We start from the raw sequence: 21,728 nt of genomic DNA on the forward strand, positions 1-21,728 counted from the left end.
GGGCGGATTACATTTGCTAAATCGGTCGAAAAGGTGTAAACTATCGATGACAACCCGGAGGGGCGCTGAAAGAAAAGGACGAGGTGACACGCAATGCCGATTGATATGAAGCGGAACCTGACGATGCTGACGGATTTCTACGAGATTACGATGTCCAACGGCTATCTGGAATATGGGCTCGAGGAGCGCACGGCGGTCTTCGACATGTTCTTCCGGAAGATTCCGGACGACGGAGGTTTCGCAATATTCGCGGGGCTCGAGCAGCTGATCGAGTACATCAAGGATTTGGAATTCACCGAGGAGGACATCGAGTTTCTGCGTGGCAAGGGGCAGTTCAGCGAGGCGTTCCTGGCCTACCTGAAGAATTTCCGGTTCTCCTGCGACATCTGGTCGATGAGGGAGGGCACGCCGGTGTTCCCCTACGAGCCGGTCGTGGTGGTGCGCGGCCCGATCATCCAGGCGCAGATGATCGAGACGATGGTGCTGCTCACCATCAACCACCAGTCGCTCGTGGCGACCAAGGCCAACCGCATGTGCCGCGCCGCCGAGGGGCGGCCGATCTCCGAATTCGGCTCCCGCCGCGCCCAGAGCTACGACGCGGCGATCCTGGGCGCGCGCGCGACCTACATCGGCGGCTGCTCGGCGACCGCCTGCGCGATCGCCGACCGCGACTACGGCATTCCCGCGGTGGGCACGATGGCCCACAGCTGGGTGCAGGTGTTCGACAGCGAGTACGACGCCTTCAAAAACTACGCGCAGGTCTACCCCGACAACTGCATTTTCCTCGTGGACACCTACAACGTCGTCAAGTCGGGCATCCCCAACGCCATCCGCGTTGCGGACGAGATCCTCAAGCCGATGGGCAAGCGGCCCAAGGCGGTGCGCATCGACAGCGGCGACATCGCCTACCTCTCCAAGAAGGCGCGCCGCATGCTCGACGACGCGGGCTATCCCGACTGCAAGATCATGGCGACCAACTCGCTCGACGAATACATCATCCGCGACCTGCTGCTCCAGGGCGCGCAGGTCGACCTCTTCGGCGTCGGCGAAAACCTCATCACAAGCAAGTCCGACCCCGTGTTCGGCGGCGTCTACAAGCTCGCCGCGGTCGAGCGCGGCGGAGTGCTCGTCCCCAAGATCAAGGTGAGCGAGAGCATCGAAAAGATCACGACCCCCTGCTTCAAGGACGTCTACCGGTTCTACAACCGCGAAACGGGGCAGGCGATCGCCGACTATGTGACGGTGCGCGGCGAGACGGTCGACGACTCCCAGCCGATCACCATCTTCGATCCGATGGCGACCTGGAAAAAGAAGACGGTTCGCAACTTTACCGCCAAGAGCATCCTCACCCAGGTGTTCGACAAGGGGAGATGCGTCTACGAGCTGCCCAAGCTCGACGATATCCGCAATTACTGCGCCGACCAGGTGGCCCACCTGTGGGACGAGGTCAAGCGGTTCGAGCATCCGCACCGCTATTATGTCGACCTGTCCGACCGGCTGTGGAACGAGCGGAACGACCTGCTCGAACGGATCAACGCGGAATAGAAAAAATATTTGTACGCGGGACGCGGCTTTTGCCGTGTCCCGCGTGTTTTTTTTGCTGTGCCCCCTGCACAAACGGACAGAGCGGCTCGGCGTGGGTTTTGTGTAGGGGAGCCAGCCCTGTCTGCCGGTTAAAGAATTGTTTACAAAGTACAAGCCGATAATTTTGGATAATCTGTACAAATTCGGAAAAAGGAAAAGAATTGATGGCCTGATATTGCTTTTTTCAGGATTTTTGATATAATGATGTGTATGCAGTGGGAATACAATTGTATTTCCACCGCTGAATTCCGACAATTATTTCAAAATTGGGAGGAAAGATTTATGAAGAGAGTTTTAGCGATTGTCCTGTCGGCCGTTATGGCGCTGACCCTTCTGGCCGGCTGCGGCGACAACAGCACGCCCGCGCCGGCTCCCGCCGGCGATAACGCGGCCCCGGCGGCCGACGCGGCCCCCGCGGCGGGCGGCGACGTCATCAAGATCGGCGTCTTCGAGCCGCAGACGGGTGAGAACGGCGGCGGCGGCCTCCAGGAGGTCTATGGCATCCGCTATGCCAACCAGCAGTTCCCGACCGTCAAGGTGGGCGACAAGGAATATAAGATTGAACTGGTCGAGGCGGACAACAAGTCCGACAAGACCGAGGCGGTCACCGCCGCGCAGAGCCTGATCAGCGCGGGCTGCTCGGTCATCCTCGGCTCCTACGGCTCGGGCGTTTCGATCGCGGCGGGCGAGATCTTCTCCGACGCGCAGGTCCCGGCCATCGGCTGCTCCTGCACCAACCCGCAGGTCACGCTGGGCAACGACTTCTACTATCGCGTCTGCTTCCTCGATCCCTTCCAGGGCACCGTGATGGCGAACTACGCGGCGCAGGACGGCGCCAAGACCGCGGCGGTCATCACCCAGCTGGGCGACGACTATTCCTCCGGTCTCGGCAACTTCTTCAAAAACGCGTTCGTCAAGCTGGTCGGCGAGGACTCCATCGTTGCGGAGGAGCAGTTCCAGACCAACCAGACCGACTTCAAGGCGATCCTCACCAACATCAAGGCCGCGAACCCGGACGTCATTTTTGCTCCGTCCTCCATCGCGACCGCTCCGCTGATCATCAAGCAGGCCCGTGAGCTGGGCATCACCGCGAAGATCATGGCCGGCGACACCTGGGAGAACGGCTCGATCATCGAGAACGCGGGCGCCGACGCCGAGGGCGTGACGCTGTCCACCTTCTTCGACGAGGGCGACACCTCCAACGCGGTTGCCACCGACTTCATCAAGGGCTTCAAGGAGTATCTCGTGGCCAACGGCCAGGACGAGATCATCCCGGCCGTCTCCGCGCTGGGCTACGACGCCTACCTCGCGGCCGTCAAGGCGATCGAGACCGCGGGCTCCACCGATCCCGTCGCCATCCGCGACGCGCTCAAGGGCGTGGAGTTCGAGGGCGTGACGGGCGCCATCTCCTTCGACGAGAACGGCGACGCCAACAAGGACAAAGCCTTCATCAAGGTTGTTGAGAACGGCCAGTTCAAGTTCCTCAAGACCGTCTCCGTCGGCGAATAATCCGGAATCTCTGAACAGCAGGGCGGGGGACGGCTCGTCTCCCGCCCTGCCGATTCCCGCATCCCTCGCCCGCATGCGCCGCATAACCGATGCGCGCGTACCGTTTGTGCGGTATTGAACCATGCTATAGTTTGGGGGCTTTTGCACATGAGTCTGACAACCATTTTGCAGCATTGCCTGACCGGGATCTCGCTGGGCGGCGCATACGCGCTGATCGCCATCGGGTATACGATGGTCTATGGCATCCTGCGCCTGATCAACTTCGCCCACGGCGATATTTTCATGATGGCGGGATATTTTATGATCTTCGCCATGGCGAGCTTCCCCTGGCAGGTCGCCATCCCCCTCGTGATCGTCGGCACCATCGTGATGGGCGTCGTCATCGAGCGGGTGGCCTACAAGCCGCTGCGCACCGCGCCGCGTATGTCGATCATGATCTCCGCGATCGGCGTCTCCTACCTGCTCCAGAACCTGGCTACATATCTTTTCACCGCGATTCCCCGCGGATACCCCGAGATCCCCTTCCTGAAGAAGATTTTCCACATCGGGGCGCTCTCCGCGTCGCTGGTCACCTTCCTGACCCCCGTGCTCACCATCCTGCTTGTGATCTTTTTGATGCTGCTCATCAAAAAGACCAAGGTCGGCATGGCGATGCGCGCCGTCAGCAAGGACTTTGAGACCTCCCAGCTGATGGGCATTAAGATCAACAACATCATCAGCGCCACCTTTGTGATCGGTTCGGCGCTGGCCGCGGTGGGTTCGATCCTCTATTTCACCGACCGTATGTCGGTGACCCCCTTCTCCGGCACCCTGCCGGGCCTCAAATGCTTTGTCGCGGCGGTGTTCGGCGGCATCGGGAGCATCCCCGGCGCGGTCGTGGGCGGCTTTGTGATCGGCATCGCCGAGACGCTGCTCGTCGCGATGGGCTATTCGACCTTCAGCGACGCGTTTACCTTCCTTCTGCTGATCGTCATGTTGCTGTTCAGGCCGACCGGCCTCTTCGGCGAAAAAAGTACGGATAAGGTGTGACGCATATGAAAAAGGGTACAAAGCGCATCTGCTCCCTCGTGCTCCTCGTGCTGATCGCCTTGCTGCTGTTCTGGCTTGAGGCGAACAAGAGCGGGCAGGGGATGCTGATCTCCATCCTGCAAAAGAGCGCCATTCTGGCGATCGTCGCCGTTTCGATGAACCTGCTCAACGGCTTTACCGGCCTCTTTTCGCTGGGCCAGGCGGGCTTCATGTCGATCGGCGCCTATATCACGGCAATCCTGACCATCCCGGTTGTCAACCTGGACGGCGTCTACTATATGAACGGCGTGGCCCCCTGGGTGCGCGCGCTCAAAGAGGGGATGGAGGCCGGCCCCTCGTGGCTCCAGTCGGTCTATCCCTTCCTCGCGCTCATCGTCGGCGGCCTGGTCGCCGCCGGCTTCGCGGCGCTCATCGGCATCCCGGTGCTGCGCCTCAAGAGCGACTACCTCGCAATCGCGACCCTCGGCTTCTCCGAGATCATCCGCGCGATCTTTTCGAGCCCCCAGATGGACACAATTACCAACGGCTCCTACGGGCTCAACAAGGTGCCCACCTTCCCGAAATTCTTCGGGCTGCCCTCCCTCTTTACCCCCTTCATCATCGCGGGGGTCACCATCGCGCTGATGGTGCTGCTGATCAACTCCTCCTACGGCCGCGCCTTCAAGGCGATCCGCGAGGACGAGGTCGCCGCCGAGGCGATGGGCATCAGCCTCTTCCGGCACAAGGAGCTCTCCTTTGTGGTCAGCTCCTTCTTCACCGCGATTTCGGGCGGCCTGCTCGCGATGTTCATGCGCTCGATCGAGGCCAAGACCTTCAGCATCGCGCTCACCTACGACATCCTGCTCATCGTCGTCATCGGCGGCATCGGCAGCGTTTCGGGGAGCGTGCTCTCCGCCTTCCTCGTCACCGCGAGCAAGGAGTGGTGGCTGCGCTTCTTCGACCAGCCGCTGACGATCGGCGGCTGGCAGGTGCCCCTCTTCCGCACCGGCTTCCGCATGGTCATCTTCTCGATCCTGCTGATGGCGGTCGTGCTCTTCTACCGCAGGGGCATCATGGGAAACAGCGAATTCAGCTGGGACGGCGTTGCCCGTCTCCCGGGCCGGATCAAGGGTTGGTTCTCCCGTAAGCGGCCCGCCCACGAAGCAGCGGGGGGTGACGGGATATGAGCGGACATGTGCTGGAACTCCAAAACCTCACCATGCAGTTCGGCGGCGTGGTCGCGGTCGACGATTTGTCGATGTATGTGGACAAAGGGGAGATCGTCGCGCTGATTGGGCCGAACGGCGCGGGCAAGACGACCGCCTTCAACATGATCACCGGCGTCTACGCCCCGACCAACGGAGCGATCTTTTTCAACGGCGAGCAGATCATCTCCAACCACCCGCAGGGGAATATGAAGAAGCTCTACCAGGGCGGCAGCGCGGGCAAGTTCCCGAACGTCATGGTGAAGCTCCCCGACGTGATCACAAAGCTGGGCATCGCCCGGACGTTTCAGAACATCCGGCTTTTCAAGGACCTGACGGTCTTTGAAAATGTCCTGATCGCCAAGCATATGCGCTCCAAGGCGGGCGTCTTTGCCGCGACCTTCCGCCTCAACGCGAAGGAGGAGCGGGCGATGCGCGCCGAGACGATGCGCCTTTTGGAGATCCTTGAGCTTGCGGACCTCCGGGACGAGACGGCGAGCAACCTGCCCTACGGCAAGCAGCGCCGCCTGGAGATCGCCCGCGCGCTCGCGACCGAGCCGAGCCTGCTTCTGCTCGACGAGCCCGCGGCGGGCATGAACCCGCAGGAGACCGCCGAGCTGACCGCGTTTATCAAGCAGATCCGCGACGACTTCAAGCTGACCGTCTTTATGATCGAGCACCACATGGACCTGGTCATGGAGATTTCCGACCGCATCTACGTGCTCGACTTCGGCAAGCTCATCGCGGCGGGCACGCCCGACGAGGTACAGAACAACCAGCGCGTGATCGACGCGTATTTGGGGGTGGCCGACGATGCTTAACATCAGCAACCTGAAGGTGAATTACGGCGGCATCGAGGCTGTCAAGGGGATATCCTTTACTGTTCCGGAGAAGAGCATCGTGACGCTCATCGGCGCGAACGGCGCGGGCAAGAGCACCACGCTGCGCGCGATCGCCGGACTGGTCCCCATCAAGGGGGGCACGATCGAGTTTTTGGGCAAACAGATCAGCGGTCTGCCGAGCGAAAAGATTGTCGGCACGGGCATCACCCTCGTCCCCGAGGGCAGGCGGGTCTTTCCCGACCTCACGGTGCTTGAAAATATCAAAATCGGCGCCTACCTGCGCAAGGATGACCTGACCGACGATATCAATTGGGTCTACGACCTCTTTCCGAGGCTCAAGGAGCGCTCCTGGCAGCTCGCGGGCACCCTCTCGGGCGGCGAGCAGCAGATGCTCGCGGTCGGGCGCGCCCTCATGAGCCGCCCCAAGCTCATCATGATGGATGAGCCGTCGCTCGGCCTCGCGCCCCTCATCGTGCAGGGAATCTTCGACATCATCAAGGAGATCAACCGGCAGGGGGTCACCATCCTGCTCATCGAGCAGAACGCGAACCTCGCGCTGCGCGCCGCCGACTACGGCTATGTGCTCGAGACGGGCAACATCACGCTGGACGGCACCGGCGCCGAGCTGCTCGAAAACGAGGACGTGAAAGCCGCCTATCTCGGCAAAAAGAAAAAATGAACAGGGAACCAAAAGCGGGCCGGCTGACGCCGGCCCGCTTTTTTTGCAGTATTTCAGGGGGAATCCGCCACTTTTATGTAAGGACGGGTGTGAAACCCCTTCCTTACAGGGTAGGCTGCCCGCGCAAAACGCGCGTTTTTTGATCCGGCAGAACCCTGCCGACTATAGTATCACCGGGCGCTGCCGCAGATATGCGCGGCGGCTGCCGCTTCCAAAAGATTGTGCTTTTCCCGTTTTTTTGCTATGATGGACCTATTGAAAAGGACGAGGGGGAACGGACGGCGATGCGGAAAAGAGCGTTTGTCGGACTGGCTGGAATCCTCTGCGCCTTTGCGCTTACCGTGCCGGTTTTCGCCGCCTCCTACGTGGACGACTGCGACAGCCTCGCGCCGGACGGGACGCGGAGCTACGGCGGCTTCTCCGAGGCGGTCGGCGACTTTGACGTCTTCTCCGGCTGGGGTACCTGCGGCGACGCGACGGCGCTGGCCGTCGGCGGGCGGGAGGCGCAGGCGACCTACCGGGTCAGCGGCGCGGAATCGGTGGAGATGTCGTTTTACGCCAGCCTGAGCACCTGCGCCACGCCCTACGGGAAGGATGCGTTTACGCTCGGCGGGCAAAGCGCCGAGGCCCTGCTGAACGCGCGGCGCTGCTTTTATGACCGCGCGGCGGACGTCGTTTTTTTGACCGAGAACGGCAGAAACTTCTCCCTGCAATATGATCCCTTTTACGGACTGCTCCTCCGGGAGGACGGCCGGCCGCTTTCGGACGACTGCTTCTGGGGGCTCAACCTCTCCGTTTCGCGGGACGGCTCCGCCTTTACGCCCCTGCGGGACGTCACGCTCGCGCGGGTGGAGTCGCAGTGGCTCGAGCTCTCCACCGGCCGCTACTATCGCGAGACCTGTACGGCCCGGCTTCCGGAGGGCACCCGCTACGTCCGGGCGGCCTTCGAGGACTTTCGGTCGCTGGAGGAGGTCCCCGACCGGACCCGTGCGTTTTTGCTCGCGCGCGTGCGGTTTGACGGGGATGCCCTGATGTCGGGCGGCTCCGGTTCGGAGGAGTCCTCCTCCGTGCCGGGCGGAGAGAGCTCCTCCGTCCCCGACTCCTCCTCGCGGCTTCCCACGGCGGGCGGCGGGGGCGGCTCCGCTTCCGGCGGCGGTTCTGGCGGCCGGCTTTTGCGGGAACGGCGGGAGGCCGGGGCGGAAGCGCCCGCTTCCGCGGCCTTGGCCGAAGGCCCCGCCGCGGTCTCCCCGCGTGCCGCCGGGGAGCGTGGGGAAAGCGCCTCCCGAACGGAGGACACCTCCGCCCGTCCCGAGAGGCGGGAACCGGAGCCCTCCGGAGGCGTGGCCGTCTACCGGAACCTCGGCGGCGGGGACGCCGCCGGGCCCTCCGCTACTCCGCAGGAGAAGTTCGGCGGCATGGTCGGCGGGGGAGCGGGGCTCTACATCCTGCTCAGCTTCCTGCGCGGTGTGCGCCGGTGAGCGGATTGTTGACAAATACCCGGCGCCGTTTATAATAAAGAGTATCCATATTCGGGCGCGGCATCGGGCGCGCGGCGGGAATCCAAGGGGTTTCCGGACTCTGAAAGCTATGGGAGGAAGGCCAAGTGAGCGAATTAATATCCATTACGGTCGGCGCGCTGCTGGAGAAGGTCGCGAAGATGTATCCGGACGACCAGGCGGTCAAATATACCGACCGGCCCTTTAATATGACCTGGCGGCAGTTTGACGACGAGGTCAACCGCATCGCAAAGGGATTTTTGGCGATGGGGATCCGGAAGGGGGACCACGTGGCGATCTGGGCGACCAACGTGCCCGAATGGCTGTTGACCCTCTTTGCGACCGCCAAAATCGGCGCGGTGCTCGTCACCGTCAACACCAACTACAAGGTGTTCGAGCTGGAATACCTGCTGCGGCAGTCGGATTCAAAGGCGCTCGTCATGATCAAGGGCTTCAAGGACGCGGACTATGTCGGCATCGTCAACGAGCTCTGTCCGACCCTTAAGGACTTTAAGCCGGGCGAGTACGACAATCCGATGCTGCCCTTCCTCAAGGACGTCGTCTATGTCGGCGAGGGCCCCGCGCCCGCCGGGATGTACGCGTGGGACGACCTGCGCCAGATGGGGGACGCGGTGCCCGAGGAGGAGTTCCGCGCGGTTTTCGACAGCATCGACCCGCAGGAGGTCGTCAATATGCAGTACACTTCGGGGACGACCGGCTTCCCGAAGGGCGTTATGCTCACCCACTTCAACATCGTCAACAACGGCAAGTGCATCGGCGACTGCATGAGGTTTTCCCATGACGACAAGCTCTGCATCTGCGTGCCCTTCTTCCACTGCTTCGGCCTGGTGCTCGCGGTCATGGCGGCGCTCACCCACGCGACTTCGATGGTCCCCATCGAGACCTACCGCCCGACCGAGGTGCTCAAGGCCCTCCAGAACGAGGAGTGCACCGCCGTGCACGGCGTTCCGACGATGTTCATCGCGATGCTCGAGCATCCGACCTTCTACGAATATAAATTCCCGCGCCTGCGCACCGGCATCATGGCGGGCTCGCCCTGCCCGATCAAGGTGATGCAGCTTGTCGTGGACAAGATGGGTATGCGGGAAATCACGATTACATACGGCCAGACGGAGGCGTCGCCCGCCTGCACGATGACCACCACCGAGGACAGCCTCGACCTGCGCGTCGCGACGGTGGGCCGCGCGATGCCCCATGTCGAGACGAAGATCGTCGACCCCGAGACGGGGGAGACGTTGCCCCCCTACCAGCAGGGCGAGTTCTGCGCGCGGGGCTACAACGTCATGCGCGGTTACTACAAGATGGAGGAGGCCACCCGCCAGGCGATCGACGAGGACGGCTGGTTGCACACGGGTGACCTCGCGATGGTCGACGAGAACGGCTACTACAAGATTACCGGCCGCATCAAGGATATGATCATCCGCGGCGGCGAGAACATCTACCCCAAGGAGATCGAGGAGTTCCTCTACACCCACCCGCTTGTGCGCGACGTGCAGGTGGTCGGCGTGCCGAGCAAGCAGTACGGCGAGGAGATCATGGCCTGCGTCATCCCGCGCGCGTGGGAGGACGGGCTCGACGAGGAAGAGATCAAACGCGCGGTGCGCGAGAATATGGCGCGCCACAAGGTCCCGAAGTACGTCCTGTTTATGGACCAGTTCCCGATGACCGCCAGCGGCAAGATCCAGAAGTTCAAGCTGCGCGAGATGGGCATCGAAAAGTTCGGCCTGCAGGACGACGCGGCGGTCGAGACCGCCTGAGCCGGGACTGCCCCGAATCTTGGCGGGACGGCGCGTCCGTTTCGCCATGACCCCGAATAGGAGTGAACCGCCAGATGGCCGTAAATGAACTGAACCTGTGCATGGGCTGCATGTCCCCTCTCTTCGAAGGGGAGACGTGCAGCGTCTGCGGATATCACGCGGACGCGTCGCCCGACCTGAACTACCTGCAGCCCGGCAGCGGGCTGGGCGGGCGGTATCTCGTCGGAAAGATGGTCGCGGACGACCCGGAGGGCGTCTGGTACGTCGGCTACGACCGCAGGGAGGAGGTGCGCGTCTGGCTGCGTGAGTACGCGCCCGGCTGCATCACCCGCCGCGATCACGAGAACTTCAGCGTGCAGCCGCTGGCCAGCTCGGAGGCGCAGTACAAGGCGCTCATGTCCGACTTTGAGGACCTGTGCCGGTCGATCATGGCATTGCCCGCTGGGGAAAAGGTGCTCCCCGTCACCGACCTGCTCTATGAGAACAACACGATTTATGCGGTATACCGCTATATCAAGACGATTTCACTGGAATCCTTCCTCGCGCGCAGCGGCGGCAAGATCCCCTGGAGACACGCCAAAAAGCTGCTGATGCCCCTCTTCCACACGGTCGTCAACTTCCACAAGGCGGGACTTATCCATCGGGGGCTTTCCCCGCGGACGGTCCACCTTGACCAGTCGGGCGCCCTGTGGGTGACCTGCTTTTCGATCGCGGCGGCCCGCACCAACAAGAGCGAGACGGGCGCGCAGCTCTTCGAGGGCTACGCCGCCCCCGAGCAGTACGCGCTCAACAGCTGGCAGGGCAACTGGACCGACGTCTACGCGCTGGGCGCGATCACCTACCGGACGGTGACGGGGGAGAACCCGCCCGCCGCGCTCGACCGCGTCTATGGCGACGACCTGCTCGACAGCCAGATGATCAGCGGCGAGATGACCGAAAACGTGGTGAGCGCGATCAACCGCGCCCTCGCGGTCGAGGTGGAGGACCGCATCCAGTCCGCCGAGCTCTACATATCCGGGCTGCTCGCGGACGCGGGCTCCAACACGGCGGTCTACACCGCCGCGCCGCGCAAATCCTACGAGACGCCCGACGACAGCGCCTACCGGCAGGAGATCCGCCGCGCCGCCGCCGAACGGGAGGCGCGGGAGAAGCAGCCGCCGCGCACGGCGGCACGCTTTGAACAGAGCGGCATCGACCTGATCCCGCCTCCGGGCGGCAAGCCCGCGCAGCCCAAGCCGGCGCGAAAAGGCGACCGGCGCGAAAAGCGCCCCAAACGCAAACGCTCCCATCCCGTGCTGATGCTGATTTTCTCGGCGTTCGTCGCCACGGCGCTGCTGGCGGGCGCGATGTACTGGTTCTCGACCAACTACCTCACCGATCTGATCGCCCCCGCGGAAAGCGAGGGCAGCCGCACCGGCGAACATTCGATGCAGGGCGGTACCGACTATTCGGGCGGCGAGGCGGGGGAGGACGACAAGGTGCCCCGCTTCGTGGGGATCAACGCCGATTCCCTTCGGAACAATGAGCAGCTGAGCGAGCGGTACGAGCTTGTGTTCGAGGAAAAGTTCAACGACGTCTACGAGCCGGGCGTGGTCTGCGACCAGCAGCCGGTCGAGGGCACCAAGATGCCCAACCGCGGCCGGGTGACCATCTACGTCTCCAAGGGCCCCGAGCTGATCGAGATGCCCGCGGTGGTGGGGATGCCGATCGAGGACGCGATCATGGCGCTGACCGACCTGGAACTCAACTACCAGGTGATCGAGGTCTACGACAAGAGCTACGAGCCCGACGTGATCGAACGCGCCGAGCCGGAGCCGGGCACCCAGCTCAACAAGGAGAAGGACACCGTGTTCCTCTACATCCGCAAGGTCGTGATGGAGGAGAGCAGCAGCTCGGAGGACGAGCGGGACGACCGGGAACGGTCCGCCTCGCGGGTCATCACCTCCCGCAAGAGCAGCACGGATTCGGATTCCTCCCGGCGCCTCAAGCCGAGGGAGGAGTAGGGAAGGCTTTCTGGGAATGAGTCAGCCGTTTTGGCGGCGGAATGGAGCGATAAGATGAAAACTGCATTTTCGACTTTGGGTTGTCCCGGCTGGTCGTGGGACGAGATTTTCGCCACCGCGAAAGACCTGGGGCTGGACGGCATCGAGGTGCGCGGCGTGGAAAACGAGATGTTCGCGCCCTCCATCCGCGCGTTCAATGAGAAGCACCTCGACGAGACCCGCGCGCGCCTGGAAAAGGCGGGCATGGAGATCCCGATGCTCACCTCGGGCGCCTGCCTCGGCCTGTCGGGCGACTCCGGCCGCTACATGGACGAGGCGAAGGCCTACATCGACCTGGCCAAAAAGCTCGGGACCCCCTATGTGCGCGTGATCATCACGCCGAACGCGGCCCCGATGGAGGGGGAGAACATCCTGCAGGTCAAGCGCCTCTACACCGAGCTGTGCGCCTACGCGAAGGGCACGGGCGTCGCGGTGCTGCTCGAGACGAGCGGCGAGCTCGCCGACTCCTCCAAGATGCGCGAATTCATGCGGGACGTCGACCTCGAGACGGGCGGCGTGCTCTGGGACCTCCACCACCCCTACCGTTTCTTCGGCGAGTCCCCGGCCAAAACGTGGGAGAACATCGGGGAGTGGGTCCGCTACCTGCACGTCAAGGATTCCGCGATGCAGGACGGCAAACTCGTCTACCGCATGATGGGCTACGGCGACGTCCCCGTTTTCGACGCGCTGAAAATTTTGTCCGACCACGGATACCAAGGCTACGTCTCCCTCGAATGGCTCAAGCGCTGGTGCCCCGACCTGCAGGAGCCGGGCATTGTCTTCGCCCACTACGCGAGCTATATGGGCTACCTCAAAAACCAGTTAAAATGAGATGCGAAGGGGCCGTTGGCATTTGCCAACGGCCCCTTTTCTTTTTCCGGTTATCACCCGTACCGTTTGAGCATCCGGATGTCCTCGCCGTAAAACTGCATCGGCCGGTAGGCGCAGAGCAGGCGGGAGAGGATGCGGTCGCCGTACCGTTCGCGGAGCACCTGTTCGTCGAAGTTGGTGCTGATCACGGTCGGGCGGCGCCCGATGATGCGGGAATTGATGAGGTTGTAGAGCGCGGCGACCGAAAAGCTCGTGGAGAACTCCGCGCCGAGGTCGTCGATGACGAGCAGGTCGCACTCCCCGGCCAGCGCCTGGTAGTCGGTATCGCCGCCGCCGTTGCGGGAGAACTGCTGCGCCTGAAGCTTGTCGAGCAGGCGGGGAGCCGTCGTATAGACGACACCGCAGCCCTTCCGGACGACCTCATAGGAGATCGCCAGCGAGAGGTGGGTCTTCCCGAGCCCCGTCCCGCCCAGGAAGAGCAGGCTTTCGCTCTTGGGGGAGAAGGTGCGCGCGTATTCGCGGCAGGCGGACAGCACCTTCTCCATCGCGCGGCGGGGAACGACGTTGTAGGGCCCGCAGGGTTCGACGGGGTAGTAGGCGAGGTCGAAGTTTTCAAAACGGCAGTCGCGCATGCCGCTCGTGTCGCCGAGGCTCTCACAGGCGAGCTCGCGCAGCAGCTTCTGGAGGCAGGCGCACTGCTTCTGCCCGATGTAGCCGGTGTCCTGGCAGACGGGGCAGGCATAGCGCACCGCAAGCGCGTCCGCCGGCCTGCCGGCGTCCCGGAGGATCTCGGCGCGGCGCTCCTGGAGCGCGAGATTGCGGGCGCGCAGCCGTTCGATCAGCTTTGCGGCGTCCTCTCCGCCGCCGATCGCGGCCTGCGCGGCGGCAAGCCCCGTCGCGGAAAGCTCCCGCTCGATCTCGCCGAGCTGCGGCAGCTCGGCATAGAGGGCGGCGCGCCGCCGCTGGGCGTCCTGCTGCGCGGCGGCGCGGGATTCCTCGAGCGCCCTCTGCGCCTTCTGGTAAATTTCCTTTGCATATCCCATATGGGGCCCCTCCTAATCGTCCGCCTGCCGGTGCAGCAGGGCGTGCAGCTTGTCCATATCGAGCGACGAGTCGCGCCCCGTCTGCGCCGACTTGTTCTGCGTCGCGGCGCGGCGCGCCGAGCCTGCGGAAAGGTCCTCCACCGCAGCCTTGACGGTCGCGATCCCCTTCGTCTTCCAGGAGGAGAGAATCTTGTCGGCATAGGCGAAGGAGACCTTCCCGGTATTCTCCACCGCCCGTTCGCAGGCGAGGAAGATGAGCTTTTCATCCAGCCCGAGGGAGAACCACCGCTCAACGTAGCCGCGTTCCTTCGAAGTCAGGGAACGGCTGTAGATGCCGAACGCCTTGACGACCTTCTTTTCGTTTTCGCCGCTGCGGGTGAGGCGGACGATCTCCTGCTCGACCTGCTCGTGGGAGGAGATGCCCCGCTCCATCCAGGCGGCCGCCGTCCTCTCGAGGTAGTTCATACTGCGGTGCCCGCTTTCCACGCAGTACTGGAGCAGCATGAGCACCGCGCCGGTGTCCAGCCCGTAGTAGCTGTGCAGCGCGACGAGGATTTCGCTCTCCACGGGGGTGAGCGGGGCGCCCAGGATATTTTGCGCCTCCCGCAGGAGCTCCCCGATGGCGCCGTCCGCCTTCTCCATTACGGCGATGTCCGCCCGTGAGATCTTCTGCCGCGCCGAGATGGTGACGACCCGCTGCCCCTCGCCGGAAGCTTCTTCCTTTACGGCGGGGGCGGGGAGGACCGGCGCGGTCACCGCGTCAGGGGCCGGGCGCGCGGGGAGGCGTTTTGCCGCCGCGCCGCTCTCGCGGACGATGCCCGCGCCGACCCAGTAGTTGACCGCGTCGGCGATGTCGCCGGCGGGGATGCAAAGCCGCTCGGAGAGCCACTGCACATCGACGGGAGTGCCCGAGTGGCGCAGCATGAGCAGCAGGATTTTCAGCGAGAGGGGGGAGCACATCTTGATGTGGTCGTCTACGACCGCGGTCGGCACCGCGAAGACCGACGACCAGATGCCCGAATCGATCAAATAGGACATGGCGGACTCCTCGAATTCAAATGTTGGAAAAAGGGCGTGTCCGGCAAAAGCCGGCGCCTCCGGTCCCGGAAGCGGCAAAAGCCCCGCGGCATGCGGGAATGCGGCGCTTCCCGCCTTTGGCGGGGACAAAACGCAAAGCGGTTTGCCCTGCGGATATTATAGCACAGCCTCCCGAATTTTCAAAATAGAAGTTGCGCGGCGGGGCAGGCCCGGTGTATAATAAGAACAATTATTTGAATGATTCCAAAGACAGGAGGCGACAAAGATGATCGGCGACCTGCATTGTCACACACGCTTTTCCGACGGTTCCCTCGGCATCGATGACCTGATCCTCTATGCCAAACGCGCCGGTCTCGACTTTGTCGCGTTGACCGACCACGACACGATGGCGGGCGTCAGCCGCGCCGAGCAGCTCGGCAAGCGCTACGGCATCGGGGTGATCGGCGGTGTGGAGATTTCGGCGCGGGATTTTGCCCGGGACCGGAAGGTCCACCTGCTCTGCTACCAGCCCAAGGTGCCCGACCGGCTCGAAGGGATGCTCAAGCACACCCTCGAGGGGCGGGACCGCGCCATCCGGGAAAGCATGCGCAGGGTCATGAAGCTCTTTCCGGTGACGGAGGAGCACGTCCTGCGCTGCGCCAAGGGCTCGGCGGCGCTCTATAACGTCCACATCATGCTCGCGCTCGCCGACCTCGGCTATGCGGAGAGCCTTTACGGCAGCCTCTTCCGCCAGCTGCTCGCGGAAAAGACGGGAAGCTGCTTCGTCCCGCACGCCTATCCGGACGTGTGGGAGGCGGCGAAGCTGGTGAAAAGCGCGGGCGGCGTCTGTGTGCTGGCGCACCCGTCCGAGTACGATTCGATCGACCTGATGGAGGAGCTCGCCGGGGCGGGCGTGATCGACGGGGTGGAGCGGTACCATCCGCGCGTCAGGGAGAAGGATATCCCCGCGATCGACGCGGTGATCGAGCGGTACGGCCTCATCGCCACGGGCGGCACCGACTTCCACGGCGGCAACACCAACCACCCCAACCCGCTCGGCACCTGCCTGACGATGCAGGAGCCGCTGGAACGGCTTTTCAAGCTCTCAAAGAGCAGATCATAAGATACGCACGGAGGACGCATGGACATCAAGGAACAGGCTCTGCAAAAGCACTATGAATGGAAGGGAAAGATCGAGGTCGTCTCCCGCGCGCCGATCGAGCGGCGGGAGGACCTGTCGCTGGCCTACACGCCCGGCGTGGCCCAGCCCTGCCTCGAGATCGAGCGGGACGAGTCCCTCTCCTACACGCTGACCCGGCGGGGAAACCTCGTCGCGGTCGTCACCGACGGCACGGCGGTGCTCGGGCTCGGGGACATCGGCCCGGCGGCCGCGATGCCGGTCATGGAGGGCAAATGCGCGCTCTTCAAGGCGTTTGCGGACGTGGACGCCTTCCCGCTCTGCATCGACAGCAAGGATCCCGATACGATCGTCAACACGGTGAAGCTCCTCTCCAAGAGCTTCGGCGGCGTCAACCTGGAGGATATCTCCGCGCCCCGCTGCTTCGAGATCGAACGGCGGCTCAAGGAGGAGTGCGAGATCCCCGTCTTCCACGACGACCAGCACGGGACCGCGGTGGTCGCCTGCGCGGCGCTGCTCAACGCCTGCAGGGTCACGGGACGCGGAATGGGGAGCCTGCACATCGTTTTAAACGGCGCGGGCGCGGCGGGCATCTCCGTGGGCAGGCTGCTGCTCCGGATGGGCTTTGGAGAGCTCGTGATGTGCGACGTCGGCGGGATCATCCATGAGGGCGCGGACTGGCTCACCCCGCCGCAGGCGGAGATGGCGAGGGTCACGAATCCCCGCGGGCTGCGGGGAAGCCTCGCGGACGCGCTGAAGGGGGCGGACGTGATGATCGGCGTCTCCCGTCCGAACCTCGTGACAGGGGAGATGGTCGCCTCGATGGCAAAGGACCCGATCGTTTTCGCGATGGCCAATCCCACTCCCGAGATCATGCCCGACGCGGCGAAAGCGGCGGGCGCGGCGGTGGTCGGGACGGGGCGTTCGGATTTCCCCAACCAGATCAACAACGTGCTCGTCTTCCCAGGCATCTTCAAGGGCGCGCTCGCGGTGCGGGCGCGGGAGATCACCGAGGAGATGAAGGTCGCGGCCGCGAAGGCGATCGCCTCGATGGTGCCGGACGGGGAGCTTTCGGCCGATCGCATCCTGCCCGACGCGCTGGACAAGCGGGTCGCCGACCGGGTGGCCGAGGCGGTCGCGGACGAGGCCCGGGCCTCGGGCGTCGCAAGAATTTGATTGACGGAGGACCGGTATGAAGATCAGCTATAAACCAAAAGGCGTCTGTTCGCGTATGATACATGCAGAGGTTGAAGACGGTATCGTCAAGTCCGTGGAATTCATCGGCGGCTGCAGCGGCAACACGCAGGGCGTGAGCCGGCTGGCGGAGGGCCGCCCGGTGGAGGAGGTCGTGAAGCTGCTCGGCGGCATCCGCTGCGGCATGAAGGCGACCTCCTGCCCCGACCAGCTCGCGCTCGCGCTGGAGCAGGCGCGGGAATAGGAAGCGGCGGCCGTTTTCACAGGAGGGAGGGTGTTTCCCATGCGATTCGACGACAGCGATATCAAAATAGCGCCGGACGATCCTTCGGAGGTCTTCGACACCTCGGAGGGGGCGGCGGCGGCTTTTGCGCGCGAAAAAGCCAACGGCAATATGGAGAAAGCGCGCGCGCTCGGGGTCCAGTTTGCCGCCGAGCTGACCGCCGACGAACGGGGGATCGTCTGGTTCGGCATCGGTGCGTTCGACAGCGCCGAGACGCTCTCCCAGCGCAAGGTGCTTTTTTCCTATCTCGTCGGACGGGTGATCGAGGACATGGCGCCCAATTCGATCGTGGCGCAGTCCGCGATGTCCGCTTACTATGACGAGCTCCAGCGGGTCTCCGGGGAGACCTACGGGCTCGTCAGCGATTCGGCGGCGCTCTCCCTCTATATCCTGGCGGGGCGTTCCTCGCCGGACGACATCGGCGCGGTCGGCAGGGTGTTCGCGCGCCTCTGCGGCAGGGAGGACGACCCGGTCTTTGTCCGGTACGGCAGCGAACTCACGAGCTATTTTGCCATGTACTGCACCCAGCTTGCGCTGCGCGCGCAGCTGATCCGATAGACGGAATAACAAAAAGAGCCGGCGCCAAGCGCCGGCTCTTTTCAGTTCAATGCTCCTTATGGAGCCTGTGCAGCCAGTCCATGACCCGCTGCTTATAGAGGATGCCGACCAGCCCGATCGCCGCGGTCAGCAGGAAAACGACGATCGCCATCCCCCAGTTGCCGCGGCTCACCGAGGCGCCCATCCAGGTGGAGGTGATGATCGAGGGGATCCGCGCGAAGGTGGAGATCAGCAAAAACTGCGCGGGCCTGATCTTGCTGACGCCCGCCAGATAGGTGAGCATGTCCTTCGGGGTGCCGGGGATGAGGAAGAGGATGAAGGTGACGGTTTCCACCTTTTTGGTGTTGTTGATGAATTTGAATTCGCTGAGCTTCTGCTCGCCGAAGATGCGCGCCACCAGCCGGTAGCCGAACCGGCGCACGAGGAAGAAGATGGCGGAGGAGGCGATCACGATCCCGAGCAGGCAGGTCAGGAGGCCGCCCCAGGCGCCGTAGAGCGCGCCCGCGAGCAGTTCGACCGGCTCGCCGGGGATAAAGGCGATGACGATCTGAAGGATCTGGACGCCGAGCAGGATCAGCCAGCCGGTGAAGCCGAGCGAATCGATCCACGCGCGGAGCTGTTCCTGGTTGCCGGGGTCGGAGAGGCGCCGGAAGAGGGGCATACAGAGCAGGGAGAGGATCCCGATGACCAGGACGAAGCCCACGGCGGCCGCGATCAGCTTTCGGTATTGCTTTTTTTCTTCTGGGGTAAGGTTTTTCATCGTCACATCTCTTTTTCCGGAAAGTTCCTTTTCCTATCCAACGAGATTCCCCGCCCCTCCGCTTCAAACGGATGGGAAATCCGGTTTCAACACCAATATAACATGTTTGCGCGGAAAAGCTGTTTCAGGATTGTAAATTTTGCGGGAAGCGTGGAAAACGGGTCAGGCAATAGGTTTTGCTTTTTCCTCCGAAATATTGTATCATAGGGAATGGAAATCGACGACTGTGGGGTGGAAATTTTGTACGAAGGATTCCGGGCGGGCGTGGAGCCGGGCGGGCTGACCACCGACTACGAGATCAAGATCCTGATCTGCCACGTCCTTAAGCACATCGAACGGCCGATGCCCGTTTCCGCCCTGATCGAACTGTTCGTGGGCGAGGGGATCGGCAACTATTTTGAGGCGGCGAGCGCGGCGGCCGCGCTCGTCAAGAGCGGGCACATTGCCATCGGCGGCTGCGAGGGGGAAAAGTGCTACACCCTGACCGACCTGGGAGAGAGCGCCGCCGGGACGTTCGAGAAAACGCTTCCGCTCAGCGTGCGGGAAAAGGCGGTGGACGCCGCGAACCGCTACTTCATCCGTAGGGAACGGCGCGCGCACAACAAGGCGGAGGTCCAAAAGGCGGACGACGGGTACCTTTTGACGCTGACGATCACCGACGTGGGCAGCGACCTGCTGAAATTGACCATCCTTCTGCCCGACGAGGAGACCTGCGGGCGGATCAGGGAGCGGTTTTTGGACGACCCGATCGTGGTCTATAAGGGGGTCGTGGCCTCCCTGACGGGCAGCTTTGAGAACGTCGGCGCGCTGCTGGACGACGTGGAGTAAACCCCGCGAAGCCGCATCAGACGGGCAAAACTTGACAGAAACGACAGAATCGGTTACAATAAATTTTACGCAAAAATCTGATTGGAAACGGGGGGAAGTTTTTGCTCAGAAAGCTGATGCTCTATCTGATGGTTTTGGCGACGGCGGTCAAGTTCGCGTCGCTGGCATATGTGTTTACGACAGATATTGAACGGCTTCCGGTGGCGGTGTACGTCTCGACCGGGATTGTCGTCCTCTTTGGGCTCTTTTTGATCTGCAAAAACATTGTGAAGCGGGTCGGCAGGAAGGAGCTCGCATCCTATTACGGCTTGTCGGCGGCCGCCGTCTTCTTCAACCTGATCTTTATGAAGATCTTCAGCCGCGCGGAGATCGCCACGCTCGATCTTCTCATCCTCGGCACCATGATGGATATCCTCGTCGGGGTGGTCTTTGTGGTGCTGACCGTGCGGGAGCACAAATATGTGCGCATTAAGATGGGAACGGACTCCTGAGGGGGTTGAAACCGTCCGCATTGGCGGGCGGTTTTTTCATGCAGAAAAATTGGCAAAATTTTTTAGGGCAACATATTGCTTTTTTGCGATCTGCGTAGTATAATAATCAGGTGCCAATCGCGCGGACAACTCTGGAGATGTCGCCTAGCTGGTCGAGGGCGCACGACTGGAAATCGTGTAGGGGTCAAAAGCTCCTCGAGAGTTCGAATCTCTCCATCTCCGCCAAAAGAACCTGTCTTTGATGATCATCAAAGACAGGTTCTTTTCTGTTTCTACGGCATCCATCAAAGCTGCTTTCCGACCCATGGGGGCGGGAGGGCGGCTTTTTTCTTATAATGCTTGCAAAATGGAATCGACTTTGAGAAAATCAATAACTTTGGGTTATTAATTGGATGTAAAATATGTATTTTTAATTGTTGAAGATAGAGTATACAATAAACATGAACAAAAAGCGCGCTCATACAACAAATAAAATATGGAAATCGCGACATTACAAAAGTATGGGGAGAAAAAGATATGATACAAGTCGATCGGGCACTTAAGTTCAGAAAACTGCTGGAATCGGGCAAGACGCTCTGCTGTCCCGCGGTATATGATCCGCTGTCAATCCGACTGGCGGAGCGCAACGGCTTTGAGGCCGTCTTTGTCAGCGGCTCCTCCATGTCCTGCGAAGTGATCGGCACCTCCGACGTGGGCGTCTTGTCCTATGGGGAATACCGCAATACGCTCTTAAACATGCTGTGCGTTTCCTCCATTCCCATGGTTGTGGACATCGATACGGGCTTTGGCGGGCCGGTCACGATTCTGCGTACCGTCCGGGAATATGAGCAGATGGGAATCGCGGGGGTCATGATCGAGGACCAGACGTTCCCCAAGCGGTGTGCCTATTACGACGGGCTGCGGGTGGCCCCCGTCGAGGAGATGAAAATTCGGATCGACTCGGTCCTTAAGGCGCGGACAGATCCAAACTTTTTCCTCCTGGCGAGAACGGACGCGGCCGCCGACAACACACAGGGAATGCAGGAGGCGCTCCGGCGCGCGAGGCTGTACCGGGAGTGGGGGGCCGACGGCGTATTCATCAGCACGCCAAAGAGCGAAAGCGACCTGATTCAGATCGGTCAGCTCGGATTTCCCACGGCGGTGTGCATCACCGAGGGGAGCCCGACGGGCGACTACAGCGTCGCGGATTTTGAACGGATGGGAATCCAGCTCGCGTTTTTCCCGCAGTCTCTGACACGCTCCTGCATCCGCACAATGCAGCTGGTGCTGAGCGAGATGCGGGCGAAGGGGCGGACAAACCACCTCGGGGATATCTTCTGCACGCAGGAGGAGCGCGCGAACAGCACCGGGCTGGAGTCCTATATGGATTTCGAGGCGTCCGTGATGCGGGGCCGTGCGGAATAACCCGCGCGTCCCTGCCTGGAGAGTGAAAAAGGAGGCTG

The 21,728-nt window shown here is 62.4% G+C and carries 20 protein-coding genes and 1 tRNA gene; 18 read left to right on the top strand and 3 right to left on the bottom strand.

Annotation, left to right across the window (positions count from 1 at the left end):
- The first annotated feature begins 93 nt into the window (after positions 1-93).
- From C1A13_RS07150 to C1A13_RS07195, 10 genes are all read left to right on the top strand, one after another.
- On the top strand, positions 94-1,545 hold the full coding sequence (locus tag C1A13_RS07150) for a nicotinate phosphoribosyltransferase (protein ID WP_172439206.1): 1,452 nt from the start codon (positions 94-96) through the stop codon (positions 1,543-1,545).
- Between the two features lie 321 nt (positions 1,546-1,866).
- The gene (locus C1A13_RS07155) at positions 1,867-3,093 is read left to right on the top strand and encodes an ABC transporter substrate-binding protein (RefSeq protein ID WP_101550540.1); all 1,227 of its coding nucleotides are present in this window, start codon (positions 1,867-1,869) and stop codon (positions 3,091-3,093) included.
- A gap of 147 nt (positions 3,094-3,240) precedes the next feature.
- The gene (locus C1A13_RS07160; RefSeq protein ID WP_101550542.1) at positions 3,241-4,122 is read left to right on the top strand and encodes a branched-chain amino acid ABC transporter permease; all 882 of its coding nucleotides are present in this window, start codon (positions 3,241-3,243) and stop codon (positions 4,120-4,122) included.
- A 5-nt stretch (positions 4,123-4,127) separates the two neighbouring features.
- Positions 4,128-5,288, top strand: a complete 1,161-nt coding sequence (locus C1A13_RS07165) for a branched-chain amino acid ABC transporter permease (protein ID WP_101550544.1) — start codon at positions 4,128-4,130, stop codon at positions 5,286-5,288.
- Complete coding sequence (locus C1A13_RS07170; RefSeq protein ID WP_101550546.1) at positions 5,285-6,127, top strand: ABC transporter ATP-binding protein; 843 nt, start codon at positions 5,285-5,287, stop codon at positions 6,125-6,127. The genes C1A13_RS07165 and C1A13_RS07170 overlap by 4 nt, the downstream gene beginning before the upstream one ends.
- A complete protein-coding gene (locus C1A13_RS07175) occupies positions 6,120-6,827 on the top strand; it encodes an ABC transporter ATP-binding protein (RefSeq protein WP_101550548.1) in 708 nt (235 codons plus the stop codon). The genes C1A13_RS07170 and C1A13_RS07175 overlap by 8 nt, the downstream gene beginning before the upstream one ends.
- 284 nt (positions 6,828-7,111) lie before the next feature.
- Complete coding sequence (locus tag C1A13_RS07180) at positions 7,112-8,305, top strand: hypothetical protein (RefSeq protein WP_146021698.1); 1,194 nt, start codon at positions 7,112-7,114, stop codon at positions 8,303-8,305.
- A gap of 125 nt (positions 8,306-8,430) precedes the next feature.
- Positions 8,431-10,101, top strand: coding sequence for an AMP-binding protein (locus C1A13_RS07185; protein ID WP_101550552.1), 1,671 nt, complete (start codon positions 8,431-8,433; stop codon positions 10,099-10,101).
- Positions 10,102-10,175: 74 nt separating this feature from the next.
- The gene (locus C1A13_RS07190; RefSeq protein WP_101550555.1) at positions 10,176-12,104 is read left to right on the top strand and encodes a PASTA domain-containing protein; all 1,929 of its coding nucleotides are present in this window, start codon (positions 10,176-10,178) and stop codon (positions 12,102-12,104) included.
- A gap of 54 nt (positions 12,105-12,158) precedes the next feature.
- Complete coding sequence (locus C1A13_RS07195) at positions 12,159-12,974, top strand: sugar phosphate isomerase/epimerase family protein (RefSeq protein ID WP_101553209.1); 816 nt, start codon at positions 12,159-12,161, stop codon at positions 12,972-12,974.
- 53 nt (positions 12,975-13,027) lie between these two features.
- Here the strand turns inward: C1A13_RS07195 and C1A13_RS07200 are convergent, their stop codons facing one another.
- A complete protein-coding gene (locus C1A13_RS07200; protein ID WP_101550557.1) occupies positions 13,028-14,017 on the bottom strand; it encodes an ATP-binding protein in 990 nt (329 codons plus the stop codon).
- Positions 14,018-14,029: 12 nt separating this feature from the next.
- Positions 14,030-15,055, bottom strand: coding sequence for a DnaD domain protein (locus C1A13_RS07205; protein WP_101550559.1), 1,026 nt, complete (start codon positions 15,053-15,055; stop codon positions 14,030-14,032).
- Positions 15,056-15,320: 265 nt separating this feature from the next.
- Between C1A13_RS07205 and C1A13_RS07210 the strand changes: the two genes are divergently transcribed.
- From C1A13_RS07210 to C1A13_RS07225, 4 genes are read left to right on the top strand one after another with little or no spacing between them, the layout of a single operon-like run.
- A complete protein-coding gene (locus C1A13_RS07210) occupies positions 15,321-16,157 on the top strand; it encodes a PHP domain-containing protein (RefSeq protein ID WP_101550561.1) in 837 nt (278 codons plus the stop codon).
- A gap of 18 nt (positions 16,158-16,175) precedes the next feature.
- Positions 16,176-17,348, top strand: coding sequence for an NAD(P)-dependent malic enzyme (locus C1A13_RS07215; protein WP_101550563.1), 1,173 nt, complete (start codon positions 16,176-16,178; stop codon positions 17,346-17,348).
- A 16-nt stretch (positions 17,349-17,364) separates the two neighbouring features.
- Positions 17,365-17,610: a TIGR03905 family TSCPD domain-containing protein gene (locus tag C1A13_RS07220; protein ID WP_101550565.1), complete on the top strand. Its 246-nt coding sequence runs from the start codon at positions 17,365-17,367 to the stop codon at positions 17,608-17,610.
- A 39-nt stretch (positions 17,611-17,649) separates the two neighbouring features.
- Complete coding sequence (locus C1A13_RS07225) at positions 17,650-18,207, top strand: hypothetical protein (RefSeq protein ID WP_101550567.1); 558 nt, start codon at positions 17,650-17,652, stop codon at positions 18,205-18,207.
- A gap of 46 nt (positions 18,208-18,253) precedes the next feature.
- On the opposite strand, the gene C1A13_RS07230 is transcribed toward C1A13_RS07225, so the two are convergent.
- Positions 18,254-18,967, bottom strand: coding sequence for a TVP38/TMEM64 family protein (locus tag C1A13_RS07230; RefSeq protein ID WP_101550569.1), 714 nt, complete (start codon positions 18,965-18,967; stop codon positions 18,254-18,256).
- 240 nt (positions 18,968-19,207) lie between these two features.
- Between C1A13_RS07230 and C1A13_RS07235 the strand changes: the two genes are divergently transcribed.
- The 4 genes from C1A13_RS07235 (at position 19,208) to C1A13_RS07250 (ending at position 21,690) form a co-directional block, all read left to right on the top strand.
- A complete protein-coding gene (locus C1A13_RS07235) occupies positions 19,208-19,795 on the top strand; it encodes a DUF4364 family protein (RefSeq protein WP_158595505.1) in 588 nt (195 codons plus the stop codon).
- A 101-nt stretch (positions 19,796-19,896) separates the two neighbouring features.
- Positions 19,897-20,286, top strand: coding sequence for a hypothetical protein (locus C1A13_RS07240; protein ID WP_101550573.1), 390 nt, complete (start codon positions 19,897-19,899; stop codon positions 20,284-20,286).
- Between the two features lie 133 nt (positions 20,287-20,419).
- Positions 20,420-20,511: transfer RNA gene (locus tag C1A13_RS07245), tRNA-Ser, on the top strand.
- Positions 20,512-20,802: 291 nt separating this feature from the next.
- Positions 20,803-21,690: an isocitrate lyase/PEP mutase family protein gene (locus C1A13_RS07250; protein WP_101550576.1), complete on the top strand. Its 888-nt coding sequence runs from the start codon at positions 20,803-20,805 to the stop codon at positions 21,688-21,690.
- Positions 21,691-21,728 lie beyond the last annotated feature (38 nt).

The sequence above is a fragment of the Anaerotruncus massiliensis (ex Togo et al. 2026) genome, assembly GCF_900199635.1.
GTDB lineage: Bacteria > Bacillota > Clostridia > Oscillospirales > Ruminococcaceae > Anaerotruncus > Anaerotruncus massiliensis.